Genomic DNA, 13,535 nt, shown 5'->3' on the forward strand with positions numbered 1-13,535 from the left:
AGCGCTTCGATAGTTTTCCCTCCGACCCTAGATGGGCCACCGGTCACTGTCCAGAGACACAATCGAAGCGCTTCGACGAACGCGCCGCAACTGTCACAGCTGTCGGGTCGCACCGCCGTCGCGTCATGAGGGGTCGGACGGAAGGGCCGGACGGAAGGGCCGGGGAGGACGGCCCTCCCCGGCCCCAGCGTAGTGAACCCGGCGCCATGCCGTGCCCGGCGGCGGCCGGCTATCCGGCCTTGACCCGCAGGAAGGTCACGGAATGCGCGGGGAAGGTGTACGTGAACTCCCGGGTCACCCCGGTCAGTGTCGACCGCTGCGGCCGGATCGGGCGCGCTTCGGCCGTGTTGACGGCCTCCGGGGCGCCCTGGAGCGTGGTGAGCCGCGCCGTCGTGGCCACCCGCGGGGTCCCGAGGTCGACCCGGGTCCTGGCCGGAGCGGCCTGGGCGTTGACGACCTTGACGATCAGGTCGCCGGTCGCCCGTTCACGGGTCACGACCTGCCGGAAGGGCTCGGCGGCCTTGTCGTCCGTGAAGCTCGCCACCTGCCGGCCGTCGAGGTACAGCGTGACCTGCCGGCCACGCACCTGGACGTGGATGTCATAGGCGCGGCCGGTCTCGATCGTCATGGGGCTCTCGGTCAGCGTCTGCTTGCCCCCGTCCACGGCCTTCTCCACGGCAGAGCGGGTGTTGCCCCAGCCGCCGAGGTTCCACCAGTAGTGGTTGCCGGTGTCCTTGACGCCGAAAGCGACCAGGAAGCCTTCCCTGCCGGACTTCTTGGTGGCCTTCAGCCGCAGGTCGTAGTCGTGCCAGCCGGCGTCACCGGCGGTGACCAGGGTGTTCTCGGCGGCCACGTCGGACTGCACCAGGGCACCGTCCTCGACGGCCCAGCTCCCCCGCCCGGCGGTCCGGGTCCAGCGGGAGTCCCCGGCGGAGAAGTCGTCCGCGAGGAGCGTCCTCCCGTCCTCGGCGGTGACCTCCACGTCGTCGTACGCGGCGGCGGTCGCCCAGGTCGACAGGCCGACCGCGCCGGTGATCGGCGCGGAGAGGGCGGGCGTGGCGGAGGCCCGGCTGGGGACGACGCGGTCGCCCGTGTTGTTCATGAAGAGCTTCTGCACCTCGTAGCTGGTCGAACCCCACGAACGGGCGTTGTCGAACCAGATCATGTCGGGGCGCCATTGGCTGTCGCCCGCGTCGGCGAGCAGCGGGGCGTAGGAGGCGAGCTTGACGACGTCCGCGTTGCGTTCGAGGCCGGTCATGTAGGCGGCCTCGGCGAGCGCGTTGGAGAAGCGGTTGTCGAGCGAGGCGTACTCGCCGAGGAACACCTTGGGACCCTGGCGGTCGTAGGAGTCGTAGCGGTCGTTGTTCTCCAGGAACCACTGCGGGCTGTTGTAGTAGTGCTCGTCGACCATGGCGACACCGGCGTCGCGGTTCAGCTGCCAGGCGCGGTCGAACGTGGCTCCGCTGTCGTCGGGGCCGGAGTTGCTGATGACGGTGATGGCGGGGTGACGGGCCTGGATGGCCGCGCGGAACTCGGTGAAGCGGGCGAGGAACTCGTCGGGCAGGTTCTCCTCGTTGCCGACCTCCAGATGGGTGAGGCCGAAGGGCTTGGGGTGGCCCATCTCGGCCCGCTTGCGGCCCCACGGGGAACCGACCGGACCGTTGGCGAACTCGATCAGGTCCAGGGTGTCCTGGATGTGCCGCTTCAGCAGCGCCGGGTCGTCGGTGGCCTTGTTCTGGCCACAGCCGGTGACCAGGGCCGGGACGACGGGCAACGCCATCGCGCCGATGTCCTCGGCGAACTGGAAGTACTCGTAGTAGCCCAGCCCGTAGCTCTGGTGGTAGCCCCAGAAGTTCGCGTTTACGGCCCGCTGCTCGACCGGGCCGACGGTGTCCTTCCACTGGTAGGAGCGCTCGCGCTCCCAGTCCGGGGCCTCGTACGCCTGGTGGCTTCCCGTGTTGACCAGGCAACCGCCGGGGAACCTCAGGAAGCCGGGCCTCAGGGCGGCGATCTTCTCGGCGAGGTCCTTGCGCAGTCCGTTGGCCCGGCCCTTGTAGGTGTCGCGGGGGAACAGCGAGACCATGTCCAGCCGGACGGTGCCGCCGCCCTCGGCGGTGACGGCGAGCCGGCCCGCGGTCGAGGCGGCGGTGGCGGTGAGCGTCCCGGCGTACTTGGTCCAGCGGTCGCCGCGCACCGTGACACGCAGCGGCTCGGAGAGGGCGGCGCCCCCGGCGTCCTGGAGCTCGACGGTGAGGCGGGTCCCGGAACCCCGGTCGGTACGCGCCCAGAGGGAGAAGTCGTAGCGACCCCCCGCGCCGAACGCCATTCCCGCGCCGTAGCCGCCGTTGACGACGCCGAAGCGCGCGCCGGAGCCGCCGGTCCCCGCGAGGTCCAGGCGCAGATGTCCGCGGTTGCGCTCGTTCAGCCGCGCGTCGTCGTTCCTCACACGCGCGGTGCCGGTGGCGCCGCCCGTCGCGGTGGTACGCCAGGCGGTGAGCGGGGTGTAGGCCGGGTTGTCGACGGGGGCGTACTCGAAGGATCGATTCTGCACGAGCTCGGCGTAGAGCCCGCCGTCGGCGGCGTTGTTGATGTCCTCGTAGAAGACGCCGTACATGGTCGGGTCGATCGCCGGGCCGGTGCTCCCCGGGAGGACGGAGAGCGTGTAGTCGGCCGGCTCGACGGCCCGGGGTTCCTCGGCTCGCGTGGGCGCGGTCATCACCGTGCCCAGCAGCGCGGCCGCCAGCACGAGGACGAGCCTCGGCCGTATGGGTGCCATGTGTGTGCTCCTGGATTCTTCGATTGTTCGAAATGTCGGACGTTGACCAGGACTTCGAACAGGAAGATAGGCAGGGGCAGTTGACGCGTCAACGCATCGGTACGCATTTCCTCGTCCGTCTCACGACGTGACCGGTTTTCGCCAGGGGGGCGGCAGGGGTCGGCCGGAGGGGAGCCCGCGGGCCGCGGCGCGGCCCCGACCCCGGCGGGAACCCGGCCACCCGGCCCCGGGCTCCCGCCCACCGGGCGCCCCGGCTCGCACCCGCCCGGCCCGGGGGCCCCGGGGGCCCGGCGAGAACGGGCGGGCGCGAGGGCCGGGCACCGGCGGGGGCGGAGGCACCGGCGGGGCGGGGGCGACACGGCGGGCGAGGGAGGTCGGCGAGGCGGGATGGGCCACGACCGGCGCACCGGGACCCGCCGAGACCTTGGCGTTCGTCCACGAGCGGCTCGACAATGAGGGGGATGACGGACAACCGGGCACACAGCGGCGGCGAGATCGGGCCGGAGGAGCGGCTCGCCATGAACAGGACGGGCAGCTTCGACTGGGATCTCGACGCCGGTGCCATCGACGTCGACGAGGCGGGGCTGCTCGTGTTCGGCCTGGCGCCCGACACGTTCGACTCCCGGCCCGCCTCCCTCCTGCACCGGCTGGACGCCGAGGAGCGCACCCGGCTGGAAACCGTGATCAGGAACGCGCTCATCAGCGGCCGCTCCTCGTACGCGGCGCACTTCCACATGTCGCTGGAGGACGGCTCGGCGCAGTGGACGCACGTCCAGGCCCGGATCCTGCGGGACGGGGACGGCCGGGCCCACCGGATCGTCGGGATCGTCCGGGACGCCACCTCCGAGGTGACCCACTCGGAGTTCGTCATGGAGCTGGAGAAGCGCCGGCAGCGCCAGACCGACATGGTCGAGCGCACCACGCAGGCACTGTCCCGGGCCGTGACGGTGGACGACGTGACGGCGGCGCTCACCGGGCCCGGCGGCCTGGCCAGGCTCGGCGCCGACGGGCTGGCGCTCGGCCTGGTGGAGAACGGCTCGCTGAACATCATCGCGCTCAGCGGCGACTCGCTCGAGGTCCTCGACGACCTGCGGGTCCGCCGGCTGGAGCGCGGAATGCCGATGGCGGACACCGTGCTCAGCGGCAGACCGCTGTTCAGCAGCGAGTTCCCGTCACTGGTCGCGGAGTATCCGGAGCTCGCCCCGTACGCCGGGCAGCTGACGTTCCGGTCCGCCGCCTACCTCCCACTGGTCGCCCAGGCCCGGACGCTGGGCGGCATGGCCCTCTTCTACCGGAGCCCCACCGACTTCACCGCGGACGAACGGAACCTCTCGCTGGGGCTGGCCGCCATCGTGGCGCAGTCGCTCCAGCGGGCGGCCCTCTTCGACGAGGAGCGCGAGCTCGCCACCGGTCTCCAGGCCACGATGCTGCCGCGCCGCATCCCGGTCATCCAGGGCGGAGAGATCGCCGTGCGCTACCACTCGGCGTGGAGCGGCCGCCAGGTCGGCGGCGACTGGTACGACGCGATCCCGCTGCCCAAGGGAAGGGTCGGCGTCGTGGTGGGGGACGTACAGGGCCACGACACCCACGCGGCCGCGATCATGGGACAGCTGCGGATCGCCCTGCGCGCGTACGCCGGAGAGGGGCACGCCCCTTCCACGGTGCTGGCCCGGGCGTCCCGGTTCCTCGCCGAACTGGACACCGAACGCTTCGCGACCTGCACCTACGCCCAGGTCGACCTGGGCACCGGCACCGTACGGGCGGTGCGCGCCGGGCATCTCGGACCCCTCATCCGGCACACGGACGGGCGGGTCGGGCGGCCGAAGCTGCGCGGTGGCCTGCCACTGGGCGTGGCGTCGGTCTTCGAGGACGAGGAGTTCCCGGAGACGCGGCTCGACCTGGTGCCCGGCGAGACGCTGGTGATGTGCACGGACGGGCTCGTGGAGGAGCCCGGTGCGGACATCGAGATCGGCATCGCCGCGCTGGCGGATGCGGTGAGCAGCGGGCCGCCGGGCGCCGAGGCGCTGGCCGACCACCTCTCGGAGCGGTTCTGGGAGCGGTGGGGTGCGGGCGACGACGTGGCGCTGCTGGTGCTGCGCCGCAGCCCCGACCCCGGCACCCCGCGCGCGCCGCGCATCCACCAGTACATCCACCAGGCGGACCCGCAGGGGCTCTCCGAGGCGAGGGCGGTGGTGCGGCGGGCGCTGCGCGACTGGGGCATGCGCGAGTACGCGGACGACGCGGAGCTGATCACCGGGGAGATGCTGGGCAATGTGCTGCTGCACACCGAGGGCGGTGCGGTGCTGACGCTGGAGGTGCTGCCGGAGCCGGTGCGCCGGGTGCGGCTCTCGGTGCAGGACCGGTCCAGCGCGTGGCCCCGGCGGCGTACTCCCGGAGAGGCGGCGACCTCCGGCCGCGGGCTGCTGCTCATGGACGCGCTGGCGCTGCGCTGGGGGGTGGAGCCGCGCGGTGAGGGCAAGGCTGTGTGGTGCGAGATCGGCCCGCCGGTGAGGCAGGGGGGCTGAGCGAGAGGAACAGGAGACCGTGATGGACCCCGTCGAGGCACTGGACCGGATCGCGTTCCTGCTGGAACGGTCGATGGCGCCCACCTACCGGGTGAAGGCGTTCCGTACGGCGGCGGCGGCGCTCGCGGGGATGAGCGGCGAGGAGATCGCCGGCCGGGCCTCCGCGGGCACCCTGGAGGCGCTCAAGGGCGTCGGGCCGAAGACCGCGCAGGTCGTACGGGAAGCGCTCGCCGGCGAGGTGCCCGGCTATCTGGAACGGCTGGAGAGCGAGGCCGACGCACCGCCCTCGGGGGCCGGCGCCGGGCTGAGGACGGCGCTGCGCGGGGACTGCCATCTGCACTCCGACTGGTCGGACGGCGGCAGCCCGATCGACGTCATGGGGCGGACCGCGGTGGCGCTGGGCCATGAGTGGGTGGCCCTGGCCGACCATTCGCCCCGGCTGACGGTGGCCCGCGGGCTGTCGCCCGAACGGTTGCGGGAGCAGCTCGACGTGGTGGCGGAGCTGAACGCCTCGTGGGCGCCGTTCCGGATGCTGACGGGCATCGAGTGCGACATCCTGCTGGACGGCTCGCTGGACCAGGAGCCGGAGCTGCTGGACCGCCTCGACCTGGTGGTCGGCTCGGTCCACTCCAAGCTGCGGATGGACGCGCCGGCCATGACGCGGCGCATGCTGAAGGCCGTCCGCAACCCGTTGATGGACGTGCTGGGTCACTGCACCGGGCGGCTGGTCACGGGCCGGGGCCGGCCGGAGTCGGAGTTCGACGCGGAACGGGTCTTCGAGGCCTGCGCCGAGACCGGTACGGCGGTGGAGATCAACAGCCGTCCGGAGCGGCTGGATCCGCCCCGGCGGTTGCTGCGGCGGGCGGTGGAGGCCGGCGTGTTCTTCGCCGTCGACACCGACGCGCACGCGCCGGGCCAGCTGGACTGGCAGATCCTGGGCTGCGCGCGGGCGGAGGAGTGCGGCGTACCGGCCGACCGGGTGATCAACACCTGGGGGGCCGATCAGTTGCTGCGCTGGACCCGCACGCGCGAGGCGCCGGAGGGCACATGAGCACCGGTACCGGTCACCGACCGCCGGGGCGTCGCGGGCACGGGCCGCGTGACGCACCGGCGGCCACCGGTCCCGGGCGGTGTGCGCCGGTGGCGCGCACCGCCCGGGACCGCGCGCGTCAGTTCTGGACCGCGCGCCGCTTGCGGACGGCCCACAGGATGCCGCCGCCGGCGACCAGCACGGCCGCGGCCGCGCCGCCGATGAGCGGCGTCGAGCTGGACGAGCCGGTCTCGGCGAGGTCGGGGCCCGCGGGGCTCGGGGAGGCCGACGGCCGGGCCGGGGCGGCCGGCTCGGACGAGGTCTCGCTCGGCGTCGGGGCCGGCTTCGCCGGCGGCGGCGTCGGCGTGGCGGTGCCGGGCGTGGACGGTGTGGCCGGCGGGGTCGGCTTCGACCCCTCGCACACCGGCGCCGTCTTCGTCTCGTCGCGCGAGAACGCGCCGCCCTCGCCGGCCTTGACGACCAGCCGGACCGTCAGGTCCTTGTCGTGCGACGGAAGTTCGAGCTTCTTGTGGAACTCGCCACCGAACTTCTCGGCCGGCAGCAGATCCTTGCCGTCGACGGTGACGGTCACCTCGTTGGTGACACTCGCGTTGTAGTTCGTCAGGTCGACCTGCACCTGGGAGCAGGTCACCGACCAGGCGGGGGTGTGGGCCCCGGCCGGGGCGGCCAGCAGCATGGCACCGGTCGTGCCGAGGAGCGCGGCCGTCGCGAGCGCGACGACGCCTCGCCTCGATCTGGTGGACAGGGACATGGGGGGTTCCTCCGTACGGCTACGTGTACGTGTCGCACGTCACCACTGCGGCGCGTGCCAGCGCACAGTACTGCTCCCGACGGTGGTCTTCGCACTCACCCCACCCCACGCCCGGCGACAACTCCGCCGCGGCATGGGCGACTTGACCGGTACCGGCCGGTCGTGTCCGATTGGGGCCCTATCACGGGGGGCGTACCGATGGGGTCGGTTTTGCGTTCCGGAAGGCCCTGGCAATGACCTTGCGGTATCCGCGCGATGCCCGGCAGGACACGCTGCCCGTGTCCTGCGATGCGCCCGGTTCTGGCATGAGGCACGGATAACGTCCCCCGTAATAGCGGCTTCGCGGATCGTCAGCGCCCCCAAGGGGCGTGGCGATCGGCCTCGTCCAGCATGCAGCAGGCCCGCGGTTATTTCCTCTGATGCTTTTTCGGCGGAAAAAGCGTCGGTCTACTGGTGTCCGCCGGGGCCGGCTCACTCCTCCGGGCGGTCCGTCCCGTCGGTCAGCCGCTCGGCGGAGAGCGCCCACTGGTAGGAGAGCGCGGCCAGGGTGGAGACGCCCCACCGGGCGCGCAGCACACCGAGCTCCTTGGTGAGGGTGCGCAGACCGATGCTCAGGCGCCGGGCGGTGATGCGCTGGTCGATCCCGGCCGCCGTGTCGATCAGGATCTCGCGCTGGCGGCGGGTGAGCCCGGCACCCTCGGCGGGGACGGCACGGCGGGGGTCCCCGTGCCAGATGTCCGCGCGACGCCAGGCGTCCTCGAAGCTCTCCGCGATGAAGGCCACCAGCGCCCGGTCCATGACGTGCCACGCGGCGTGCTTGGGACTGCCCTCGACGACGTGGTCGGAGATGAACGCCTGCCGTCGGTCGACGACGACACACCGCTGGAAGGGCGCGGCCAGGGTACGGAACTGGGCTCCCCGCGCGGTCATGACGGTCGCCCACTCACGGGTCGACGGATCGTCCCGGGCGCCGTCGCGGTACAGGGTGCGCAGACTCGCTCCGCGGGCCAGCGCCCGGGCGTCGCGGCCCACGGCGGCGTCGAGGTGTTCACGGGTGCGGGGGCCGCAGGGCTGGGCGGTGAGCAGTTCGGTCTCGGCCTGGCTGATCGCCTCACCGACGCGGGCGTTGACCTGTTCGGGCTCGGCGAGGAACTCGCTGCCGGAGCCGGAGCGCCACTTGGCGCGCTCGAAGTGGAGGCTGAGCTCGTCCGTCACGTCGGGTATCGCGGCCATCCGGGCGGCCCTGGCTGCCATTTCCCGCAGCTCGTCGTCGAGCCTGCGGCGCCCCGCCTCCTGCGGGTCGAGGGCGATCGGCAGGTCGGGCAGGTCCGGGTCGACGGTGACGAGGCGCCACGCCAGCAGTTCCCGCAGCGCGGGGCCGTCCTCGGGGCCGACGCGTTCGCCCCGGGTGACGCGGGCGTACAGCGCTGTCGCGTCGGCCGACAGCTCCCTCTTCCGGCATGCGGGATCGTCCTTTTCCGTCATCCTTGCCCCCGTTCGCGACTGCGTGTGTGCGCCGTGCGCATGTACGCACCACGCAGGCGCTTGATCGCTGCCTGTCCGACGGGCCAGCGTACTCGTGCGGCCTCTGTCGGTTCCTGCTCCTGGCGCACGGTGCGGGAGGTCCACCATGTCCGTGTGCCCAGGAAAGGACGCCGTCCATGCCCGACCCCGCACGCCGTAACCCGACCGGACCGGCGGCGCGCACGGCCGACGGCTCCGCGCAGGGCTGATCAGGAACCGTTCACAGCTCACCACGGCGGCTGTCGGCGACCCCGGCGTCCGCCCCCTCGGGAAGAAACCGCGATGGACAAGGTCGCACTGCGTTCGCTGCTGCGGGAACGCCGGGCACTGATCACACCGGAGAGCCACGGGCTGAGCCGCCCCACCCGTCAGGGCAGGCGTGCTCCTGGCCTGTCCCAGGCGCAGATGGACCAGATCCTGCACCGCGCTCCGGACACCTACGGCCGTCTGGAGTCCGGGCGTTACCCGAACCCACCGGCCGATCTGCTCCAGGACGTGGCACGGCTGCTCGGCATGAACGAGCAGGAGTGGATCGCCCTGTGGCGGTACGCGCTGGGCCAGGACCCGCCGCACCCGCTCAACTCCCGTTCCGGCGAGGAGATCCCGGGCGTGTGGCAGGAGGCGCTGGACGGCATCTCCCACATGGCGTACGTCAACGACCGCTCCTGGAACCTGCTCGCCCACAACGAGGCGTTCGCGACGCTCTTCCCGGGCCGGCAGGTCCCGGCCAACACCATGCGCTGGATGACGGTCGATCCCCAGGCGCGCGGCACCCTGTCGGACTGGGAGACGGCGTGGGCTCCTCTGGTCCTGCCACAGCTGCGCGCCGCGCTGGCCGCGGACCCGGCCGATCAGACGCTGGCCCAGATCGAGAAGGAGGTGCTGGCCGACCCGGTGGCCGCGCGCCTGTACGACGCGTCGAGCGCCTACATCCACCCCGACGGCGACGAACGCCCGCTGCACCACGCCGAACTGGGCGAGGGCTGGGTGACGATGTGCGCCGCGCAACCACTGGCGGCGCCCGGGGCGCGCATGATCATTCTCGTCTTCCACCCCGGGCGCTATCGTTGCCACGCCCGTGTCCCGGCCCTCCGCGCCCGCGTCGCTCCGTAGGCGCGCGGCATGCGGGCGCGTCATGCCGCGCCTGCCGGAGGTTGTCTTGCCCGTCCACATTTCCAGGCCCCGGATCGTCCTGCCGGACCACAAGGTCACGACCGAGGACATCGTCGACGACATCGGCGTCCATCACCCGTGCCATCCCCGGCTCGGGGCGATCCGGCGGGTGGTCCGCAACTGCGGGGTGAACACCCGCTACTTCACCCGCCCGCTCGGCGCGCCCACCGTCTCCGGTGACGCCACCGTCCGGGAACGGGCCGAGACGGCGTTCGGGGACGCGCTGGAGATGGCGGCCGGCGCGGCCGCGCGCGCACTGGCCGACACGGGGCTGGCCGCCGGCGGACCGGGCGGGTACGCGGACATCGACGCCATCGTCACCACCCACTCCACGGGGTGGGCGGTGCCGAACCTGGACGTGGCGCTGATCGGCCGGCTGCGGCTGCGGCCCACGGTCCGCCGCATCGCCCTGACCACGTTGGCCTGCGCCGGCGGGGCCCAGGCGCTGATCCGCGCCGCGGACCTGGTCACGGCCCGTCCCGGCAGCAAGGTGCTGGTGGTCGCCGCCGAGGTGATCTCCAGCGTCTACAACCACGCGGACACCGGCCTGGAGGCGATGATCTACAAGGCGCTGTTCGGCGATTCCGCGGGCGCGGCCGTCGTCACCTCCGCTCCCCGCGGGCCGGGGCTCGTCGTGCGCGACAGCTTCGAGTACGTACTGCCGGACAGCATGGACCGCTACGCCGGACGGATCGGGACGGACGGCTTCCACTTCGAGTCGACGAAGGCGGCCCTCACCGCGGCCGACGACGTCCTGCCCGCCCTGCTGGAGTGGCTCGGCCCCCACCGCGCGGACTTCGGCGTCATCCACCCGGGCAGCCCCCGCGTCATCGCCGACACCGCGACCGCGCTCGGTCTGGGCGCCCACGACGCGCGGCACTCCACCGACACCCTGGCCGACGAAGGCAATCTGGGCGGGGTGAGCGTACTGCGGGTCCTGGAGCGTACGCACGCCGCTCCTCCACCCGACGGATCGCACGGGGTGGTCGTGGCCTACGGGCCCGGCTTCGCCGCGGCGGCCCTGCGCTGCGAGTGGCAGGAGTCCTGAGGCCGGCGCCGTACGGCTACCGCCCCCCGGGGCGTGCCCGGGGGGCGGTGCGGTGCCCCGCCGGGCCACCCGGGCGGGCCCGGGGGGCGTGCGTCCGTGCGACCGGTGGGCCGCTGGGCGGTCCGGGGGGGGCGTGCGTCCGTGCGCAGGGGTCAGATGCCCGTACGCCAGACCGTGGTGGCGTTGCAGAACTCCTTGATGCCGTGGCCGGACAGCTCGCGCCCGTAGCCTGACCGCTTCACACCCCCGAAGGGCAGGGCCGGGTGCGAGGCGGTCATGCCGTTGACGAAGACGCCGCCCGCCTCCAGGTCCCTCACGAAGCCCGCCACGTCCTCCTCGTCGCGCGTCCAGACGTTGGAGCTCAGCCCGAAGGGCGAGTCGTTGGCGAGGTCCACCGCCTCCTGCAGGCTCTCGACGCGGTAGAGCGTGGCGACCGGTCCGAACGCCTCCTCGCGGTGGATCCGCATGTCGGGGGTGATCCCGGACAGCACGGTCGGCAGGTAGTACCAGCCGCGGTCCAGGCCCTCGGGGCGGCCGCCGCCGCAGCGCGCGGTGGCTCCGGCGCCCACCGCGTCGTCCACCAGTTCCTCCAGGTCGGCGCGGCCCCGCTCGCTGGCGAGCGGACCGACGTCGGTGCCCTCGTCCATCGGGTCGCCGACGGTCAGCGCCGCCATGGCGGCGACGAAGCGCTCGGCGAACTCCTCGTACACGTCGGTGTGGACGATGAACCGTTTGGCCGCGATGCAGGACTGGCCGTTGTTCTGGGTCCGGGCGGTGACGGCGGTGGCGGCCGCCCGTTCCACGTCGGCCGACGGCATCACCACGAACGGGTCGCTGCCTCCCAGTTCCAGGACGGTCTTCTTCACCTCGTCGCCCGCGATGGCGGCGACCGAGCGTCCGGCCGGCTCACTGCCCGTGAGCGTGGCGGCGGCCACGCGGGGGTCGCGCAGGATGCCCTCGATGGCGTCGGAGCCGACGAGCAGGGTCTGGAAGCAGCCCTCGGGGTAGCCGGCCCGGCGGAAGAGATCCTCCAGGTAGAGCGCGGTCTGCGGCACGTTCGACGCGTGCTTGAGCAGACCGACGTTGCCCGCCATCAGGGCGGGCGCGGCGAACCGCACCACCTGCCAGAGGGGGAAGTTCCAGGGCATGACGGCGAGGATCGGGCCGAGGGGTCGGTAGCGCACGAGGGCCCGGTCCGCCCCGGAGTCCTTCACGTCGGTGTCGGCGGGGTGCTCGTCCGCGAGCAGGCGCTCGGCGTTGTCCGCGTACCAGCGCATCGCCTTGACGCACTTGGCCGCCTCGGCGCGGGCGGCCGCGAGGGGCTTGCCCATCTCGGTGGTCATGGTGCGGGCGATGTCCTGCTCGTCCTGTTCGAGCAGGTCCGCGGCGCGGCGCAGCAGGCGGGCCCGTTCGGCGAACTCCGTGGTGCGGTGGGTCCGGAAGGCCGCGGCCGCGGTGGCCAGGCGCTGTTCGATCCCGTCGGGCGTCAACGGGTCGAACGTCTTGAGCGTCTCGCCGTTGGCGGGGTTCACCGTCGCGATGGGCATGGTGGTCTTCCTCCTCGCTGTCGCTTCTCGACCCTGCCGCTCCGTGGGCGGCCCCGCAACGCGAGTGGCGGCGGGTTGAGGCCGGTGTGTCGGGTAACCCGTGCGCGTATGGCAAACCTCGACAAGGACAGCGGTACGGGTGGCGGCGCCACCGTGCCGGACGAGCCGACCGATATGCCCGCGCGGTCGTGGCGGTCGGCGCTGCGGCGTACCGGCAAGGAATTCATGGAGGACGAGCTGCCCGACCGTGCGGCGGGCCTCACGTATTACAGCGTCCTGTCGATCTTCCCGGCCCTGCTGGTGCTGGTCTCGATGCTGGGCGTGGTCGGCCGGTCGGCGACGCGCGCGGTGCTGGACAACCTCCAGCAGCTGACGCCCGGCCCCGCGCGGGACATCCTCGGGGACGCCGTCGTGCAGTTGCAGGACAGCGGGGGCGCGAGCGGGGTGGTGGCGATCGTGAGCCTGGTGGCGGCCGTCTGGTCCGCCTCCGGGTACGTGGGGGCGTTCATCCGCACCGCGAACGCCGTCTACGACCTGCCCGAGGGCCGTCCGGTGTGGAAGGTGACACCACTGCGGATCGCCCTCACGCTGGTGCTGATGGTGCTGCTGGCGGTGAGCGCGGTCATCGTGGTCTTCACCGGTCCGCTCGCCGAGCGCGCCGGGCAGGCGATCGGTGTCGGCGAGGCGGCGGTCACCGTGTGGAACATCGCGAAGTGGCCGGTACTGCTGGTGCTGGTGGTACTGATGATCGCGCTGCTGTTCTGGCGGGCCCCCAACGTGCGGGGGCCGGGATTCCGCTGGCTGAGCCCGGGCAGCCTGCTCGCCGTGCTGCTGTGGCTGGTGGCGTCCGGTGCTTTCGCTCTGTACGTCGCGAACTTCAGCTCGTACAACAAGACCTACGGCACGCTGGCGGGCGTCATCACCTTCCTGATCTGGCTCTGGCTGTCGAACCTTGCCATCCTGCTGGGCCTGGAGTTCGACGCGGAACTCGCCCGCCAGCGGGCTATCAGCGGTGGTCTGCCGGAGTCGCAGGAGCCCTACGTCGAACCGCGGGACACCCGCAAGTGGCCGCGCCGGATGCGGGCCGAGGCCGCCCGGGAGAAGCGGGACGACGACCGCTCCGGGAACCGGGACTGAACG

Annotated in this window: 9 protein-coding genes; 5 read left to right on the plus strand and 4 right to left on the minus strand. The window is 72.7% G+C overall.

Annotated elements, in window-relative coordinates:
- Positions 1-229 precede the first annotated feature (229 nt).
- Positions 230-2,776 (minus strand): alpha-L-arabinofuranosidase C-terminal domain-containing protein, encoded by a 2,547-nt coding sequence (locus PUR26_RS33865; protein WP_443077257.1) that lies wholly within the window; start codon positions 2,774-2,776, stop codon positions 230-232.
- Positions 2,777-3,237: 461 nt separating this feature from the next.
- Here PUR26_RS33865 and PUR26_RS33870 point away from each other — a divergent pair, with 461 nt between their 5' ends.
- Both PUR26_RS33870 and PUR26_RS33875 read left to right on the plus strand, forming a co-directional pair.
- The gene (locus PUR26_RS33870) at positions 3,238-5,301 is read left to right on the plus strand and encodes a SpoIIE family protein phosphatase (RefSeq protein WP_329878656.1); all 2,064 of its coding nucleotides are present in this window, start codon (positions 3,238-3,240) and stop codon (positions 5,299-5,301) included.
- A gap of 22 nt (positions 5,302-5,323) precedes the next feature.
- Positions 5,324-6,352: a PHP domain-containing protein gene (locus tag PUR26_RS33875; protein WP_329878658.1), complete on the plus strand. Its 1,029-nt coding sequence runs from the start codon at positions 5,324-5,326 to the stop codon at positions 6,350-6,352.
- Positions 6,353-6,470: 118 nt separating this feature from the next.
- Here the strand turns inward: PUR26_RS33875 and PUR26_RS33880 are convergent, their stop codons facing one another.
- Together PUR26_RS33880 and PUR26_RS33885 are read right to left on the minus strand one after the other, a co-directional pair.
- Entirely contained in the window at positions 6,471-7,103 is a 633-nt protein-coding gene (locus PUR26_RS33880; RefSeq protein ID WP_329878659.1) for an LAETG motif-containing sortase-dependent surface protein, read from the minus strand.
- Between the two features lie 471 nt (positions 7,104-7,574).
- Positions 7,575-8,588, minus strand: coding sequence for a TrmB family transcriptional regulator sugar-binding domain-containing protein (locus tag PUR26_RS33885; RefSeq protein WP_329878660.1), 1,014 nt, complete (start codon positions 8,586-8,588; stop codon positions 7,575-7,577).
- A gap of 321 nt (positions 8,589-8,909) precedes the next feature.
- Between PUR26_RS33885 and PUR26_RS33890 the strand changes: the two genes are divergently transcribed.
- Together PUR26_RS33890 and PUR26_RS33895 are read left to right on the plus strand one after the other, a co-directional pair.
- Positions 8,910-9,740: an MmyB family transcriptional regulator gene (locus PUR26_RS33890; RefSeq protein WP_329878661.1), complete on the plus strand. Its 831-nt coding sequence runs from the start codon at positions 8,910-8,912 to the stop codon at positions 9,738-9,740.
- 46 nt (positions 9,741-9,786) lie between these two features.
- Positions 9,787-10,848, plus strand: a complete 1,062-nt coding sequence (locus PUR26_RS33895; protein ID WP_329878662.1) for a PhlD — start codon at positions 9,787-9,789, stop codon at positions 10,846-10,848.
- Between the two features lie 152 nt (positions 10,849-11,000).
- Here the strand turns inward: PUR26_RS33895 and PUR26_RS33900 are convergent, their stop codons facing one another.
- On the minus strand, positions 11,001-12,395 hold the full coding sequence (locus PUR26_RS33900) for an NADP-dependent succinic semialdehyde dehydrogenase (RefSeq protein ID WP_329878663.1): 1,395 nt from the start codon (positions 12,393-12,395) through the stop codon (positions 11,001-11,003).
- A gap of 108 nt (positions 12,396-12,503) precedes the next feature.
- On the opposite strand from PUR26_RS33900, the gene PUR26_RS33905 reads away from it, so the two are divergent.
- Complete coding sequence (locus PUR26_RS33905) at positions 12,504-13,532, plus strand: YihY/virulence factor BrkB family protein (RefSeq protein WP_329878664.1); 1,029 nt, start codon at positions 12,504-12,506, stop codon at positions 13,530-13,532.
- Positions 13,533-13,535 lie beyond the last annotated feature (3 nt).

This window comes from Streptomyces sp. SP18CS02 (assembly GCF_036322365.1).
In the GTDB taxonomy this organism is placed as follows: Bacteria; Actinomycetota; Actinomycetes; order Streptomycetales; family Streptomycetaceae; genus Streptomyces.

Bases quoted from the DNA above. Each gene is read 5' to 3' on its own strand.
- PUR26_RS33900 (WP_329878663.1), bottom strand. From the start codon at position 12,395: ATGCCCATCGCGACGGTGAACCCCGCCAACGGCGAGACGCTCAAGACG.
- PUR26_RS33880 (WP_329878659.1), bottom strand. From the start codon at position 7,103: ATGTCCCTGTCCACCAGATCGAGGCGAGGCGTCGTCGCGCTCGCGACG.
- PUR26_RS33890 (WP_329878661.1), top strand. From the start codon at position 8,910: ATGGACAAGGTCGCACTGCGTTCGCTGCTGCGGGAACGCCGGGCACTG.
- PUR26_RS33875 (WP_329878658.1), top strand. From the start codon at position 5,324: ATGGACCCCGTCGAGGCACTGGACCGGATCGCGTTCCTGCTGGAACGG.
- PUR26_RS33865 (WP_443077257.1), bottom strand. From the start codon at position 2,776: ATGGCACCCATACGGCCGAGGCTCGTCCTCGTGCTGGCGGCCGCGCTG.
- PUR26_RS33885 (WP_329878660.1), bottom strand. From the start codon at position 8,588: ATGACGGAAAAGGACGATCCCGCATGCCGGAAGAGGGAGCTGTCGGCC.
- PUR26_RS33905 (WP_329878664.1), top strand. From the start codon at position 12,504: ATGGCAAACCTCGACAAGGACAGCGGTACGGGTGGCGGCGCCACCGTG.
- PUR26_RS33870 (WP_329878656.1), top strand. From the start codon at position 3,238: ATGACGGACAACCGGGCACACAGCGGCGGCGAGATCGGGCCGGAGGAG.